Origin of the sequence: Enterobacter sp. AC1 (assembly GCF_050434705.1) — a bacterium.
Classification (GTDB): domain Bacteria; phylum Pseudomonadota; class Gammaproteobacteria; order Enterobacterales; family Enterobacteriaceae; genus Enterobacter; species Enterobacter cloacae_L.
The window spans coordinates 587968-602689 of the sequence record NZ_JBNDIZ010000001.1; the positions used below are offsets into that span (position 1 = coordinate 587968).

Below are 14722 nucleotides of genomic sequence, written 5' to 3' on the forward strand. Positions count from 1 at the left end.
CGTTTTATAAGAATGCAGATGTTATAATATAACATTTCAAATCGCAACCAGCCCGCGAACGCCCTCCTGCTCCATGTTTTCTCCCCGCCCGCGCTGGATAATGGTGCCGCGCGACATCAGCAGGTAGCTGTCGGCAAGCTCGGCAGCAAAGTCGTAAAACTGCTCGACCAGCAGGATCGCCATATCCCCCCGGTTCGCCAGGGTGCGGATCACCTGGCCTATCTCCTTAATCACCGAAGGCTGTATGCCTTCCGTGGGCTCATCGAGGATCAGCAGCTGCGGGCGGCTCGCCAGCGCGCGGCCAATCGCCAGCTGCTGCTGTTGCCCACCGGAGAGATCGCCCCCGCGACGGTGCCTCATCTCTTTGAGCACCGGGAACAGCTGCCAGATTTCGTCCGGCACATGCTTCGCGTCGCGGGCAGAAAAGCGCGACAGCCCCAGCAGAAGGTTCTCCTCCACGGTCAGACGCGGGAAAATCTCCCGTCCCTGCGGGACGTACGCGACGCCAGAGTGCACCCGCTGGTGCGGCTTGCTGTGGGTGATCTTTTTCCCCTGCCAGATCACCTCCCCGGTTTTCGCCGGGATCAGCCCCATCAGACACTTAAGCAGCGTGGTTTTTCCTACGCCGTTGCGCCCCAGCAGGCAGGTGACTTCGCCGGTAACGGCCTCAAAGCTCACGCCGCGCAGGATATGGCTTCCGCCGTAATACTGATTCAGTTCGTTGACCTGTAGCATCACCTCTCCTTAACGTCCCAGATAGACCTCAATCACCTGCTCGTTGGCCTGCACCTCGCGAAGCGAACCTTCCGCCAGCACGCGCCCCTGATGCAGCACCGTCACGCGATCGGCGATGGTTTCCACAAAGCCCATGTCATGCTCCACCACCATCAGGGAGTGTTTCCCCGCCAGCGTTTTAAACAGCTCTGCGGTGTATTCCGTTTCCGCATCGGTCATCCCGGCGGCGGGCTCATCCAGCAGCAGCAGGTGCGGGTCCTGCACCAGCAGCATACCAATCTCCAGGAACTGCTTTTGCCCGTGCGAAAGCAGCCCGGCGCGGCGGTCCCGCTCGCTGCTCAGGCGAAGCAAAACCAGCATCTCATCGATGCGGTCGCGCTGTTCACCGCTGAGCGTTGCCCTCAGGCTTGCCCAGACGGATTTATCGGTTTTCATCGCGATTTCCAGGTTTTCCCACACCGTCAGCGCTTCAAAGACCGTGGGTTTCTGGAATTTACGCCCAATCCCCTGGCGGGCGATGGCCGCAGGCTCCAGCCCGGTCAGATCGACGGACTGATCGTAAATGGCCCGCCCGCTTTTTGGCCGCGTCTTGCCGGTGATCACGTCCATCAGCGTGGTTTTACCTGCCCCGTTGGGCCCAATCACGCAGCGCAGCTCGCCCACGCCGATATTCAGCGTGAGATCGGTCAGGGCCTGAAATCCATCAAAATTCACGTTAATGGTTTCAAGCTGAAGCACCGGATCGGTCTGCTCGCGATAGCGGTCGCCGGGCAGCTGGCGGGTGAATAACCCTTCGGCTGGCTGCATTATTTCTCTCCCTTACGAAACAGGCCGTAGACGCCGCGCGGTAAAAACAGCGTGACGGCGATAAAAATCAGTCCCAGAAACAGCTGCCAGTATTCCGGCATCGCGACGGTGAAGAAGCTCTTCGCCCCGTTGACCAGCGCGGCGCCAATTACCGGTCCCACCAGCGTGCCGCGCCCGCCCAGCGCCACCCAGATGGCGGCTTCGATCGAGTTCGTCGGCGACATTTCGCCAGGGTTGATAATGCCCACCTGCGGAACATACAGCGCGCCGGCCAGGCCGCACAGCACCGCAGAGAGCGTCCACACCAGCAGCTTGAACCCGCGCGGATCGTACCCGCAAAAGGTCAGGCGGTTTTCGGCGTCGCGAACGGCGGTCAGAATGCGGCCAAACTTGCTCTTTGCCAGCGCAAACCCGGTGCCCAGCGCCACGAGCAGCAACAGCACGGTCGCCAGAAACAGCGCGACGCGCGTGGTGGTTTCCGTCACCGAAAACCCAAGCAGCGTGGTGAAGCCGGTAAAGCCGTTATTGCCGCCAAAGCCGGTTTCGTTGCGAAAGAACAGCAGCATCCCGGCATAGGTCAGCGCCTGGGTCATAATCGAGAAATAGACCCCTTTGATCTTCGAGCGGAAGGCAAACCAGCCAAACACCAGCGCCAGCAGTCCGGGGACCAGTACAATCAGCGCCAGCGCCCAGGCAAAATGCTGGGTGCCCCACCAGAACCACGGCAGCTCGCTCCAGGAGAGAAACGACATAAACGCGGGCAGACCGTCGCCGGAGGCCTGGCGCATCAGGTACATGCCCATCGCGTAGCCGCCCAGGGCGAAGAAAATGCCATGCCCCAGGGACAGCATGCCGGCATAGCCCCACACCAGATCCAGCGCCACCGCCACGATGGCGTAGCAGAGGATCTTACCGAGAAGCGTCAGCATCCAGGTCGATAGCGCCAGCGGATGCGTCGCGGGCAGTAAGGCGAAAAACGGCAATATCAGCAGGCACACCACCAGCAGGCTGCCGGCAATCTGCGTTGTGCGCGGCGCTTTACGCGCCAGCGTTAAGGTCAGCGGCTGGCTCATCAGTCAATAATCCTCCCTTTCAGCGCAAACAGCCCCTGAGGGCGTTTCTGAATAAACAGCACGATCGCCACCAGAATCAGGATTTTCCCCAGCACGGCCCCCATCTGCGGTTCAAGAATTTTGTTAAAGATCCCCAGGCCAAACGCCGCGGCGACGCTGCCTGCCAGCTGGCCAACCCCGCCAAGAACGACTACAAGGAACGAGTCGATGATGTACCCCTGGCCCAGCTCCGGCCCGACGTTACCGAGCTGGGAAAGCGCCACGCCGCCCAGGCCCGCAATGCCGGAGCCAAGCCCGAAGGCCAGCATATCGACCCGGCCCGTCGGTACCCCGCAGCAGGCGGCCATGCTGCGGTTTTGCGTTACCGCGCGCACGTTCAGGCCGAGACGGGTTTTGTTCAGAATGAGCCAGGTAAAGAACAGCACCAGCAGCACGAAACCCAGCACCACGATGCGGTTCCACGGCAGGGTCAGGTTGGCAAAAACCTGCACCCCGCCGGAAAGCCAGGCCGGGTTCGCCACCTCCAGGTTCTGGGCGCCAAAGGTCATGCGCACCAGCTGGATAAGCATCAGGCTGATCCCCCACGTTGCCAGCAGCGTTTCCAGCGGACGGCCATACAGATGGCGAATCACGGTGCGCTCCAGCACCATCCCGATGCCCGCCGTCAGGCAGAATGCGACCGGCAGCGCGATAACGGGATAGAGCCACAGCCACTGGGGAGCAAGCCCGGCCATCGCCTGCTGCACCATCCACGTGGCATACGCGCCCAGCATCAGCATCTCGCCGTGCGCCATGTTAATCACGCCCAGCAGGCCGTAGGTGATGGCGAGCCCCAGGGCCGCCAGCAGCAGCACCGATCCCAGCGACAGCCCCATAAACGCCTGGCCCAGCAGGTCGCCCCACATCAGCCGATGCTGGATCTGGCTAAGGCTCTCCTGCGCGGCGGCGCGAACCCCGGCGTCAGGCTCGGTTTGTTCCTGAGTAAACGGGGTAAGCCTGGACTCCACGTCCGGATCGTCGGACTGCCCCAGCCGTTCGACCGCTTTGCGGCGCACCTCTGCCTGCGGGCTGGCCAGCTGAAGATTCGCCACCGCCAGCAGCAGCGCCTGACGCGCCACCGCGTCCGTTTCATCCTTTAGCCGCGTTTCAAGAAATGCCATCATCCCGGGCTGGGCATCCCGCTGGAGCAGGCGCGCCGCCGCGCGCCTTTCGGTGACCCTGTCACTGACGAGCTGATGGGTGGCGATGGCCGTTGCGGTAAGTACCCGCAGCCGGTTAGTCAGGCGAACGGCTTTGATTGGCCCCGCTGCAGCCTGGCGTTCACCGAGCGGGATGACTTCGCCATTACGCTGTGCAAAGGCGTGCTTCTGCGGGTCGACGTAGAGGTTCTCCTTTTGCAGCGCCTGGAGCAGCGGCAACCTTGCCGCATCCGGCGACGCGGCCCACTGCGTCAGCAGTTCTGCCTGCTGGCTGCGGCTGGCGGCAACAAAACGATCGGCGTCCGATGCCTGCACCATCCCTGGCAGCAGTCCGGTAAGCCATACAAGCGCGACAAGCGTGCGTATGAGGTTCATGGCTTTCTCCCTGCGGTAATGGCTTAGTTGCTGGCGGTTTTCATCGGCTGGTCGGGCTTTTTATCATTCCCGGCAATGAACGGGCTCCACGGCTGGGCGCGTACCGGCTGTTCCGTCTGCCACACCACGTTAAACTGCCCGTTGCCTTCGATTTCGCCAATCATGACCGGCTTGTGCAGGTGGTGGTTGGTGGCATCCATGGTGAGCGTAAAGCCAGACGGTGCCTTAAAGGACTGCCCGGCCATCGCCGCGCGCACTTTATCGACGTCAGTGGTGCCCGCTTTTTCCACCGCCTGGGCCCACATATGGATACCCACGTAGGTCGCTTCCATCGGATCGTTGGTCACCACGGTGTCGGCGTTCGGCAGCTTATGCGCTTTGGCATAGGCTTTATAGTCCGCCACGAAGGCCTGGTTAGTCGGGTTATCGACGGACTCAAAGTAGTTCCACGCGGCAAGGTTGCCGACCAGCGGTTTGGTGTCGATCCCGCGCAGCTCTTCTTCACCCACGGAGAACGCAACCACCGGCACGTCCGTCGCCTTCAGCCCCTGGTTAGCCAGCTCTTTGTAGAACGGCACGTTGGAATCGCCGTTGATGGTCGAGACCACGGCGGTTTTACCACCGGCGGAGAATTTCTTGATGTTGGCGACGATGGTCTGGTAGTCGCTATGGCCAAACGGGGTATAAACCTCTTCGATGTCCTTATCCTCAACGCCTTTTGAGTGCAGGAAGGCGCGCAGGATCTTGTTGGTGGTGCGCGGGTAGACGTAGTCCGTGCCCAGCAGGAAGAAGCGCTTCGCCGCGCCGCCGTCTTCGCTCATCAGGTATTCCACCGCCGGGATGGCCTGCTGGTTCGGCGCCGCGCCGGTGTAGAAGACATTTGGCGACATCTCCTCGCCTTCATATTGCACCGGGTAGAACAGCAGACCGTTCAGCTCTTCGAAGACAGGCAGGACGGATTTTCGTGACACCGACGTCCAGCAGCCGAACACCACCGCCACTTTGTCCTGGCTTAACAGCTGGCGCGCCTTCTCGGCAAACAGCGGCCAGTTTGAGGCCGGGTCAACCACCACCGGCTCCAGCTTCTTGCCCAGCACGCCGCCTTTCGCGTTGATCTCGTCGATCGTCATCAGGGCAACGTCTTTCAGCGGGGTTTCGGAGATCGCCATGGTGCCGGAAAGAGAGTGCATGATCCCCACTTTGATGGTGTCGGCCGCCTGCACGCCGAAACTCATTCCCATAGCAACAACAGAGGCAGACAACGCGAAGGCTTTTAATAAAGTACGACGGTGCATATTTTCACTCCTGAAAAAGAACGCTGTGCGAAGACGTCCGTTACGGCGTGGACGCGGAAAAAAATGTCTCAGCGATGCAGGAGCAAAAAGGATGCCAGAATGGAGAAAGCGCTATTTCAGGACGTGGAACATGGGATGTAAAGAGAACGACTCAGAATGGCACAGCGCTGCACTTTTATAATGCAGCGCCGGGAAAGCGTGATTACCAGACTTCGCTGGCGATCTGCGTCACCAGACGGACTTTGTCCCACTGCTGGGTTTCGCTCAGGCTGTTGCCCTCTTCGGTAGAGGCAAAGCCGCACTGCGGGCTGAGGCAAATTTGCTCTTTCGCCACGTATTTCGCCGCCTCCTCCAGACGCGCCTTCACGCCTTCAGGATTTTCCAGCTCGCCGTTTTTAGTGGTGATAAGACCCAGCACCACCTGCTGCTTGCCCGGGCGAACAAAGCGCAGCGGCGCGAAATCCCCGCTGCGGTCGTTATCATATTCGAGGAAGAACGCGTCAACGTTGACCGTGCCAAACAGCACTTCCGCCACCGGCTCATAGCCGCCTTCGGAAATCCAGGTTGAGCGGAAGTTACCGCGGCAGACGTGCAGCCCGATGGTCAGATCGTCCGGCTTGCCCTCCAGGGCCTTGTTCAGCACGCGGGCATAGATGCGCGCCAGCTCGTCGGCATCATCACCGCGCTCGCGGATCTGGCGGCGCTGATCGTCCGAACAGAGGTAGGCCCAAACGGTATCATCCAGCTGCAGGTAGCGACAGCCCGCCTCGTAGAAGGCCCGGATGGCGTCGCGCCAGGTGGTCGCCAGATCGTCGAAATAGACGTCCAGGTCCGGATACACGCTTGCATCGATGTCTTTGCGACCGCCGCGGAAATGCAGCACGCTCGGGCTGGGAATGGTCATTTTCGGCAGGGCTTCACCGCTGATGCTTTTCAGATAGCGAAAGTCTTCCAGCATCGGATGCTCGCCAAAGCCCAGCTTGCCGGTCACGCGCACGCCGTGGGCTTTGGTTTGCACCCCGTTGAACTGAATGCCCTGCTGTGAATCGTAACGCTCAACGCCCTGCAGACCGTCGAAGAAGTCGAAGTGCCACCAGGCGCGGCGGAACTCGCCGTCGGTGACCACGTTAAGGCCGCACGCGCACTGCTGCTCAACGACGTGGCGGATAGCGTCATCCTCAACCGCACGAAGCTGTCCGGCGTCAATTTCGCCGCTGGCAAACTTCTGGCGAGCCTGTTTGATCGCATCCGGGCGTAAAAAACTGCCGACTACATCGGCGCGGAACGGGGCGTGGTGTCGTTGCATGGAAATCTCCTCAGCCTGCTGGCGATAATTGCCGACAGTGATAATTCATCATTTGAAGTTTAGACTTCTGGATGTCTAAATGTCCAAAAAAGATGTCATACCTCTCCTGTTCCGGCAAACGAGAAAATTTCACGGGTGTTGAAAAAAATTCATGTTCACAGGGCGGCGGCGGTTTCGCTGCTGGCAAAGGCGAACTTTTCATCTTCCCAGCCGGTGATGCCCCCGAGCATGATTTTAACCGGCAGGCCAAGACGCGCCAGCTTCAGCGCGGCCCTGTCCGCGCCGTTACAGTGTGGCCCCGCGCAGTAAACGACGAACAGCGTGCCTTCAGGCCACTGGGCCATGCGCTCCGCGGTAATCTGGCTCCGCGGCAGATGTAACGCGCCAGGCACGTGACGGCGGGCAAACTGCTCCGGGCTCCCCACCACGTGCAGCAGCACGAAGTCCTGCTCCTGGTTGACGATGGCGTGATGCACGTCCGCGCAGTCGGTCTCGACGCTCAGGCGACGCAGAAAATGGGTGACGGCCTCCTGCGGCTCGGCAGCCGGAAATTCAGTAACATAGCTCATGATTCTTCCTCATCTTTGGCGTTTGTGATAACACTACTCTATCCACAAATTCAGCTCGTGAATGCGCTCGCGTATGCCAGAAAACAGCAAAAAGATGACAAACTTAAGACAAACTCCCCGCCCGAAGGTGGTCGTGCTGGCATATGACGGCCTGTGCACCTTTGAGTTTGGCGTGGCGGTGGAGATCTTCGGCCTGCCGCGTCCCGAGCTGGGGGACCAGTGGTATCGTTTTGCGGTGGCGGGCGTGGATAGCGGTGAACTTCGGGCAACGGGCGGGATCCGCATCATTACCGACGGCGATATCTCCCTGCTTGATTCTGCCGACCTGATCGTCGTGCCGGGCTGGCGCGGTCTGGATGCACCGGTTCCGGACGCGCTCTGCAGCGCCTTACGTCAGGCCAGCGCGCGGGGCTGTCAGCTGCTCTCCATCTGTTCGGGCGTGTTTGTCCTGGCCGCCTCGGGGCTGCTGAACGGTCGCAAAGCCACGACGCACTGGCGCTACGTTGACGCGCTTAAGACCCGCTACCCGGACATCGACGTGGTCGAGGATGTGCTCTACCAGGACGAAGGTAATATACTGACCTCCGCAGGCAGTGCGGCGGGGATCGACCTCTGTCTGCACGTCGTGCGCCGGGACTATGGAATGGAAACCGCCAACAGCGTGGCGCGTCGGCTGGTCATTCCCCCGCACAGGGACGGTTCGCAGCCGCAGCAGCTTAGCCGCCCGGTGGCGCAGCTGCGGGAAAGCCAGCGTCTGGGCCAGCTGTTTGATTTTTTGCATACGCATCTTGTCGAGCCGCACAGCGTCGACTCGCTGGCGCGTCGGGTAGGCATGAGCCAGCGCACCTTTCTGCGGCGCTTCGAGGCGGCAACGGGAACGACGCCCGCGCGCTGGCTACTCAATGAACGCCTGCTGCGGGCCAAAGATTACCTGGAAAGCAGCCGTTTAAGCATCGACAGCATCGCTGAGCAGACCGGGTTTGGGCAGGCATCGACGCTGCGCCATCATTTCCGCCAGCAGTTCGCGCTTTCTCCGGCCCAGTATCGCAAACAATTTTCACGTCCCGACGCTGCCCGCTGAGGGAGCAGTCTGGATATTGACACGTTGATGACGCAGGAATACGGAGCACCCGATGGTCACCACACACGTTTTTATCGCGGTCAGCCTTGATGGCTACATCGCCCGGGAGAATGACGACATCGACTGGCTGCTGCAGCGCGATGACCCGACAGAAGATCATGGCTATGCGGCGTTCATCGCCGACAAAGAGTGGATTGTGATGGGCCGGGGGAGCTATGAGACGGTGTTGACCTTTGACGCATGGCCTTATGACCGCCCCGTGCTGGTACTCTCCCGACAGCTGGCCGATACGCCCGTGCCGGCGGCGCTGAAGGGCAAAGTACAGTTTTCAGGACGCACGCCAAAGGAGGCTCTCGACGATCTCGCCGCGCAAAACGTCCATCGCGTCTATCTCGATGGCGGCCGGGTGATACAATCGTTCCTGCGCGAAGGGCTGGTTGCCGATATGGTTATCACCACCGTTCCTGTCCTGCTCGGGTCGGGAAAACCGCTGTTCGGCGCCCTTCCCCGGGATATCGATTTAACGCTGGTATCAAGCCGCAGCTTCCCTTCGGGCCTGGTGCAGTCGCACTATCGGGTAACGCCATAAAGCCACGCCGGCGCCGATTCGGGCAAAAAAAAACCGCCATTAACTGGCGGTAAATGCTTGCATGGATAGATTTGTATTTTGGTCTCTACGTCCCGACACTCCATGGCCGGGCTGCGGATCCCTTACAACCTAACACTCTTCATCTTAACGAACCCTAAACAGCGCTATTAACCTGCCTGGGTATTGATTTGCAAATAACGCATCAGGCCCTGCTCCGCACTCTCTCTGGCATCATCATTGATGGCCTCAAGATAAAACGAGCGCGAAACGCCATACGGTGCTTTTTCAGACGGATAAACGGCAAACTGGAATGTTTTTCCGCGCGCTTTGTGGGTGCAGCCTAATTCCCAGCGTTCGTCATTAATTTTGGTGCTATTACAGTCAACGTGACCGTAATCGCTGGTTAAATAAGACCCTACGCGAGCTTCAGCAGAGTGAATATATTCCGGTTCATCATCGTTGATATAGCGAAACCCGGCGGTTGCCCCAACGGCGACCACGAGAAGCGCAAGCATCATTATTTTTTTCATTTTATAGACTCATTCCTTAGCCAGAGGATTCTTATTATATAGGATTATTCTCTAAAGCTAATGTCCAATTTTGTACCAGAAATGGCGGTTAATCGTCAGCAAATTAATTTTAAGAATAATCTCACCCCGGCGTAAATTCGACAAAACCTGACAATCCTTTTGCGTTAATTTGAATTTTCGAATAATAACACAATGGAATTATTGGCATGATGGCTCCGCGTTCTCCTTCTGCGGTGAAACCATGATAAAAAAAGGGTTATCTTTCGTCATGCTTGTCTGCGCGCTGTTTTCAGGCCAGATTATGGTTGGACACAAAGGGCATGAATATATATGGGTAAAAAATGTGGAGCATCAGCTGCGTCATGAGGCCGACAGCGATGAGTTGCGAAGCGAGGCGGAAGAGTCGGCGGAGGGTTTGCGCGACCACCATCTGTGGCAGAAGTCGCGCAAACCGGACACGCACGTTCGGTAATTAGCTCCCCTTGCGCTTCGGCAGGGTTTTCATCAGATCGTCAGGGCTGACGGACGCCACAATGCTGCCGGGCTGCGGCATTTTGAAGATGTGGTTTTTCATTTTGCCAATCACGTGCATTTCGCAAGGACGGCAGTCAAATTTAAGGGTAAGGACTTCGTCCCCATTCACCAGCTGCATCGGGGTAGCCTTCCAGCTTTTGATATTTCCTTTCGCCTGCTTCGGACACAGGTTAAACGCAAAGCGGAGGCAATGCTTGGTGATCATCACCGGCACGTCGCCCTTCTCTTCGTGCGCTTCATAGGCCGCATCGATCAGCTGCACGCCGTGGCGATGATAGAATTCACGGGCTTTATGGTTGTAGACGTTGGCGAGGAAGGACAAATGCGTATCCGGGTAAACGGGCGCCGGAACGGCTTCGGCTTTACGGCTGCCGCGCGGATACTGCGCCAGGCGTGCGGCATCGAGCATCTCTGCCGTTTCGCGACGGAACTGGTTAAGCAGGCTGTTCGGCACGAACAGCGCATCCGGCAGATTCACGTCGATAGCGCGCGCATAGTAAATCGTCTGACCCAGCTTCGCCACGCCGTCCTTCAGGCTGTTAAGCGCTTTTTCCGCGTTGTTTGCCACCTCGAACAGGCCGTCAAGGGTATGCGTCACGCTGATCCCGTCTTCACAGGTCATGGTCAGAATAAGCTGCTCTTCCCAGCCGCCCAGCTCGATGTCTACCGCGATGCGGCGTTCGCTGGAGGTTTTCAGCAGCGCCTGCTGCCAGTTATGGTCGAGGTTACGATTAAGCGCCGCGTTCGGCCGCGCTTTATAGAGATCGGCCGGCATTTCGTTCGGCCACACGCGGTAGCGATTCTCACCGGTTTTTTCGACAGTATTGGCGCGGAAGCCCACCACTTCACGCTTGATCATCACGTTAAGGCCGTCGCCGTTTGCCAGCGGCTCCGTCACTTCAACGTCAAGGTGATCTTTCGCCACCTTCAGCACTTCGCCGACCGGTAAACCGATAAACTTCGGTGAATCAAACGCGCCGATATCCCCTTTACGGGCATTCACAAAATAGTCCGTACTGCCGCGGTGGAACGTTTTGTCTGTTGACGGAATAAAGAAATGCTCGGTCCGACCGGCCGACGCGCGCGCCAGGTCGCCGCGGTCTTCAATAATGGCGTCCAGCATCTGGCGATAGTGTGCGGTGATGTTCTTCACGTAGCTCATATCTTTGTAGCGCCCTTCAATCTTGAAGGAGCGCACGCCTGCGTCAATCAGCGCGCCCAGGTTAGCGGTCTGATCGTTATCCTTCATGGAGAGCAGGTGTTTTTCGAACGCCACGACGCGGCCCTGATCGTCTTTCAGGGTGTACGGCAGACGGCAGGCCTGAGAACAGTCGCCGCGGTTGGCACTGCGGCCCGTTTGCGCGTGGGAAATGTTGCACTGGCCGGAGTAGGCGACGCACAGCGCGCCGTGGATGAAGAACTCAATCGTCGCGTCGGTCGCCTGGTGAATATCGCGGATCTGATTCAGGTTAAGCTCGCGCGCCAGAACGATCTGCGAAAAGCCAACGTCGGAGAGAAACTTCGCCTTCTCTACCGTGCGGATATCGCACTGGGTGCTGGCGTGCAGTTCAATGGGGGGAATATCCAGCTCAAGCACGCCCATATCCTGAACAATCAGGGCATCGACGCCGGTCTGGTAGAGATCGGTAATCAGACGTTGCGCAGGCTCCAGCTCATCATCATGCAAAATAGTGTTCAGGGTCACGAACACTTTCGCCCCGAAACGGTGGGCGAACGGCACCAGTTCAGCAATATCGCTCAGGCTGTTGCTGGCGTTATGGCGGGCACCGAAGCCAGGGCCGCCAATGTAGACGGCGTCTGCCCCATGAAGGATCGCTTCACGGGCAATGGCGGCGTCGCGGGCCGGGCTTAATAGTTCAAGATGATGGGATTGCAGGCGCATACTTCGTCGTTATCCGTTATGGTCAAAATGGCGGCTATTGTAGTCAGAAGTATGCGTCAGCGAAACAGTTTTGCGTAGCCTCAGCGGGGATAATGAATCAGGGAGTGAAAATGCACCGTCCGGTCGCTGCTGTTGCGGTAGGCGTGCGGTTTATCGCCGGCAAAACGGACGCCCGAATCGGCGGAAATTGACTGCCATTCGCCGTCAATTTTCATCTCCAGCTCGCCGCTGATAACCACCACGTGTTCGATCACTCCCGCCTCGTGCGGCGTGGATTCGCTTAGGGCACCGGGTGCCAGCGTGATGGAGAAATGATCGAACCGGAGCGTCTCATCCCACGGGAAAAGCGGTTTAACCACCATCGCTTGCTGCTGCGGGTCAAACACCGCCTGGCGGTCCGCCTCCGGCGTGATGAACGTGGAAAACGGGACGTTCAGTCCCGTGGCGATTTTCCACAGCGTCGACACCGTCGGGCTGGATTCATTGCGCTCAATTTGCCCGAGCATGGCTTTGGAAACGCCGGTTTCGTCCGCCAGCTTCGACAAACTCCAGCCGCGCGCCTGACGCAGCGTTTTCAGCGTTGTTGCAAGGTGTAGTGTGATGTCCATGTTCCCTCCTGGTGATGCGTAGCATACCACTTGTACGCTATAGCGCACAGTGTTACCTTAGCGTGGACGTTATAACGCACAACGGAGTTTTCATGCGCCCTTCCTTACATTTTGTTCCCGCCGTACTGGCCGGGTTTGTCGCCGTTCTGGTCGGTTACGCCAGTTCGGCAGCCATCATCTGGCAGGCCGCGGCTGCGGCAGGGGCCAGCGCGCAGCAGATAGCGGGCTGGATGACCGCGCTGGGGATTGGAATGGGCGTCAGCACGCTGGCGCTTTCCTGGTGGTATAAAGCGCCCGTGCTGACCGCCTGGTCAACGCCCGGCGCGGCGCTGCTCGCCACCAGCCTGCACGGCGTGACGCTGGCTGAAACGATCGGCGTATTCATCTTTGCCAATGCGCTCATTTTACTCTGTGGCATGACCGGCTTATTCGCCAGACTGATGAAGCTGATCCCCCATTCTCTGGCCGCCGCCATGCTGGCAGGCGTGCTGCTGCAGTTTGGCCTGCACGCGTTTGCGCACCTGGAGGGACACTTTCTGCTGTGCGGCAGCATGATTGCAGCATGGCTGATAGCAAAAGCGCTGGTCCCGCGCTATGCCATCGTGGTTACGCTGCTGGTGGGCGGTATCGTGGCATGGGCGGGCGGTGACGTTGTCACCAATAAAATTACCCTCTCTCTGGTAATGCCTGAATTTATTGCCCCCGCCTTCAACTTCACCAGCCTGGTGAGCATTGGCGTGCCCTTCTTCCTGGTCACCATGGCTTCGCAAAATGCGCCTGGCTTCGCCACGATGAAAGCCTCCGGTTACCCGCTGGCGGTTTCGCCGCTCATTATTGTTACCGGTGGGCTGGCGCTGCTGTTTTCGCCCTTTGGCGTCTTTTCCATCTGCATTGCGGCGATCACCGCCGCCATTTGTCAAAGCCCGGACGCGCACCCGGATCCCGCAAAGCGCTGGCTGGCGGCCATCGCTGCCGGAGGGTTCTATCTGCTGGCGGGGATTTTCGGCGGCTCTATTACCGGGCTGATGGCCGCCCTGCCGCTCAGCTGGATCCAGACGCTGGCCGGCCTGGCGCTGCTGGGAACCATCAGCGGGAGTTTATATCAGGCGCTAAATCACGAAGCGGAGCGCGACGCGGCTATCGTCACGTTTCTGATGACCGCAAGCGGCGTCACGATCCTGGGGATTGGATCGGCATTCTGGGGGCTGGTGCTGGGCGGGGTGTGCTATGCCCTGTTTTCACGCGCTCGCCGCGCGTAGCTGCGACGGCGTCATGCCCGTCACGCTGCGAAAGCGGTTGCTGAAGTGGCTGGCGGAGTTAAACCCGCAGGCCAGCGCGATGTCCGTCAGCGGCGTTGAGGTGTGCTGCACCAGGGCTTTCGCTTTTTCCATTCTCCTTTGCATCACGTACTGATGCGGCGCCAGCCCCGTCGACTGGCGGAACATGCGGGCAAAATGGTATTCGCTGAGGGCGGCCTGGGCCGCCAGTTCAGCCAGCGTCAGGGGCTGGCCCAGGTTCTCTTCGATAAACGCCAGCACGTTACGCAGAACAAACGGCGATAGCCCGCCGGTGACGACCGGCAGCTTCCACTGCACGTTTGAGTAGTTTTGCAGCAGATGGGTCAGGAGCAGCGTAGAGGCCGTGCTCAGGGTGAGCTGGTTGGCGTGCTGCTGCCAGTCACAGCCAAGCAAAAACTGGCGATACAGCGCGGTGATCTTCGGATCGCTGCCAAAAATACGTTCGTCCAGGGTCAGCGAAAGCGGCCGCTTGTCCCAGATTTTTTCGCCCACGTCGCGCAGGTGTTCATCGGTACAGTAGAGATGCACGAACGAGAGATCGTCCCGGATATCCCACGTTGATTCACTCTCTTTGGGCATCAAACAGAAACGGTCCGGTCCCCCGCCGTTTTTCCAGCCGCCCGGCGTTTTTTGGTAGCTTTCGTAACCGTCCGCCACGTACAAGCTCAGGGTGTGATGGTTACTTTTTACCGTTATCGTATCGTGCTTGTTGTACCACGCTGCCAGCTGAATACCCGAATTCAGCGAGACGGTTTCCCGCAGGACTGCATTCTGTTGGCAAAGCGTTTCAAAGGTATCGTAAGCGTGAGACATAACCGTT

15 protein-coding genes are annotated in these 14722 nt (G+C 59.0%); 4 read left to right on the top strand and 11 right to left on the bottom strand.

The features are described from left to right. Positions 1 to 36 precede the first annotated feature (36 nt). From urtE to M2433_RS02820, 7 genes are all read right to left on the bottom strand, one after another. Complete coding sequence (gene urtE, locus M2433_RS02790; protein ID WP_429052700.1) at positions 37 to 735, bottom strand: urea ABC transporter ATP-binding subunit UrtE; 699 nt, start codon at positions 733 to 735, stop codon at positions 37 to 39. Between the two features lie 9 nt (positions 736 to 744). Beyond that, entirely contained in the window at positions 745 to 1542 is a 798-nt protein-coding gene (urtD, locus tag M2433_RS02795; RefSeq protein WP_429052701.1) for an urea ABC transporter ATP-binding protein UrtD, read from the bottom strand. After that, positions 1542 to 2615 (bottom strand): urea ABC transporter permease subunit UrtC, encoded by a 1074-nt coding sequence (gene urtC / locus M2433_RS02800; protein ID WP_429052702.1) that lies wholly within the window; start codon positions 2613 to 2615, stop codon positions 1542 to 1544. The genes urtD and urtC overlap by 1 nt, the downstream gene beginning before the upstream one ends. Continuing rightward, on the bottom strand, positions 2615 to 4189 hold the full coding sequence (gene urtB / locus M2433_RS02805; protein WP_429052703.1) for an urea ABC transporter permease subunit UrtB: 1575 nt from the start codon (positions 4187 to 4189) through the stop codon (positions 2615 to 2617). The genes urtC and urtB overlap by 1 nt, the downstream gene beginning before the upstream one ends. A 23-nt stretch (positions 4190 to 4212) precedes the next feature. Continuing rightward, entirely contained in the window at positions 4213 to 5484 is a 1272-nt protein-coding gene (gene urtA, locus M2433_RS02810) for an urea ABC transporter substrate-binding protein (RefSeq protein ID WP_047958573.1), read from the bottom strand. Between the two features lie 202 nt (positions 5485 to 5686). Then, complete coding sequence (locus tag M2433_RS02815) at positions 5687 to 6790, bottom strand: cobalamin-independent methionine synthase II family protein (RefSeq protein ID WP_429052705.1); 1104 nt, start codon at positions 6788 to 6790, stop codon at positions 5687 to 5689. A gap of 155 nt (positions 6791 to 6945) precedes the next feature. Continuing rightward, positions 6946 to 7359, bottom strand: a complete 414-nt coding sequence (locus M2433_RS02820) for a rhodanese-like domain-containing protein (RefSeq protein ID WP_114977254.1) — start codon at positions 7357 to 7359, stop codon at positions 6946 to 6948. 73 nt (positions 7360 to 7432) lie between these two features. Between M2433_RS02820 and ftrA the strand changes: the two genes are divergently transcribed. Continuing rightward, positions 7433 to 8440 (top strand): transcriptional regulator FtrA, encoded by a 1008-nt coding sequence (ftrA, locus tag M2433_RS02825; protein ID WP_429052706.1) that lies wholly within the window; start codon positions 7433 to 7435, stop codon positions 8438 to 8440. Between the two features lie 52 nt (positions 8441 to 8492). After that, positions 8493 to 9029 (top strand): dihydrofolate reductase family protein, encoded by a 537-nt coding sequence (locus tag M2433_RS02830; RefSeq protein WP_429052708.1) that lies wholly within the window; start codon positions 8493 to 8495, stop codon positions 9027 to 9029. A 167-nt stretch (positions 9030 to 9196) separates the two neighbouring features. Here the strand turns inward: M2433_RS02830 and M2433_RS02835 are convergent, their stop codons facing one another. Continuing rightward, positions 9197 to 9559: a hypothetical protein gene (locus tag M2433_RS02835; RefSeq protein WP_059310127.1), complete on the bottom strand. Its 363-nt coding sequence runs from the start codon at positions 9557 to 9559 to the stop codon at positions 9197 to 9199. Positions 9560 to 9800: 241 nt separating this feature from the next. Between M2433_RS02835 and M2433_RS02840 the strand changes: the two genes are divergently transcribed. Then, positions 9801 to 10031, top strand: a complete 231-nt coding sequence (locus tag M2433_RS02840; RefSeq protein WP_429052710.1) for a DUF2554 family protein — start codon at positions 9801 to 9803, stop codon at positions 10029 to 10031. Here M2433_RS02840 and M2433_RS02845 read toward each other — a convergent pair whose 3' ends face one another. Next, positions 10032 to 11996, bottom strand: a complete 1965-nt coding sequence (locus M2433_RS02845) for a peptidase U32 family protein (RefSeq protein ID WP_063956307.1) — start codon at positions 11994 to 11996, stop codon at positions 10032 to 10034. Between the two features lie 80 nt (positions 11997 to 12076). Continuing rightward, entirely contained in the window at positions 12077 to 12604 is a 528-nt protein-coding gene (locus M2433_RS02850) for a helix-turn-helix domain-containing protein (protein WP_047348554.1), read from the bottom strand. 92 nt (positions 12605 to 12696) lie between these two features. Here M2433_RS02850 and M2433_RS02855 point away from each other — a divergent pair, with 92 nt between their 5' ends. Beyond that, on the top strand, positions 12697 to 13863 hold the full coding sequence (locus M2433_RS02855; RefSeq protein WP_429052713.1) for a benzoate/H(+) symporter BenE family transporter: 1167 nt from the start codon (positions 12697 to 12699) through the stop codon (positions 13861 to 13863). Here M2433_RS02855 and M2433_RS02860 read toward each other — a convergent pair. Further along, positions 13843 to 14715 carry a helix-turn-helix transcriptional regulator gene (locus M2433_RS02860; protein WP_047348556.1) on the bottom strand — a complete coding sequence of 291 codons (873 nt, stop codon included), beginning with the start codon at positions 14713 to 14715 and terminating at the stop codon, positions 13843 to 13845. The genes M2433_RS02855 and M2433_RS02860 overlap by 21 nt on opposite strands. Positions 14716 to 14722 lie beyond the last annotated feature (7 nt).

Bases quoted from the DNA above. Each gene is read 5' to 3' on its own strand.
- urtB (WP_429052703.1), bottom strand. From the start codon at position 4,189: ATGAACCTCATACGCACGCTTGTCGCGCTTGTATGGCTTACCGGACTG.
- urtE (WP_429052700.1), bottom strand. From the start codon at position 735: ATGCTACAGGTCAACGAACTGAATCAGTATTACGGCGGAAGCCATATC.
- M2433_RS02860 (WP_047348556.1), bottom strand. From the start codon at position 14,715: ATGTCTCACGCTTACGATACCTTTGAAACGCTTTGCCAACAGAATGCA.
- ftrA (WP_429052706.1), top strand. From the start codon at position 7,433: ATGCCAGAAAACAGCAAAAAGATGACAAACTTAAGACAAACTCCCCGC.
- urtD (WP_429052701.1), bottom strand. From the start codon at position 1,542: ATGCAGCCAGCCGAAGGGTTATTCACCCGCCAGCTGCCCGGCGACCGC.
- M2433_RS02840 (WP_429052710.1), top strand. From the start codon at position 9,801: ATGATAAAAAAAGGGTTATCTTTCGTCATGCTTGTCTGCGCGCTGTTT.
- urtC (WP_429052702.1), bottom strand. From the start codon at position 2,615: ATGAGCCAGCCGCTGACCTTAACGCTGGCGCGTAAAGCGCCGCGCACA.
- M2433_RS02815 (WP_429052705.1), bottom strand. From the start codon at position 6,790: ATGCAACGACACCACGCCCCGTTCCGCGCCGATGTAGTCGGCAGTTTT.
- urtA (WP_047958573.1), bottom strand. From the start codon at position 5,484: ATGCACCGTCGTACTTTATTAAAAGCCTTCGCGTTGTCTGCCTCTGTT.
- M2433_RS02850 (WP_047348554.1), bottom strand. From the start codon at position 12,604: ATGGACATCACACTACACCTTGCAACAACGCTGAAAACGCTGCGTCAG.
- M2433_RS02830 (WP_429052708.1), top strand. From the start codon at position 8,493: ATGGTCACCACACACGTTTTTATCGCGGTCAGCCTTGATGGCTACATC.
- M2433_RS02835 (WP_059310127.1), bottom strand. From the start codon at position 9,559: ATGAAAAAAATAATGATGCTTGCGCTTCTCGTGGTCGCCGTTGGGGCA.
- M2433_RS02855 (WP_429052713.1), top strand. From the start codon at position 12,697: ATGCGCCCTTCCTTACATTTTGTTCCCGCCGTACTGGCCGGGTTTGTC.
- M2433_RS02820 (WP_114977254.1), bottom strand. From the start codon at position 7,359: ATGAGCTATGTTACTGAATTTCCGGCTGCCGAGCCGCAGGAGGCCGTC.
- M2433_RS02845 (WP_063956307.1), bottom strand. From the start codon at position 11,996: ATGCGCCTGCAATCCCATCATCTTGAACTATTAAGCCCGGCCCGCGAC.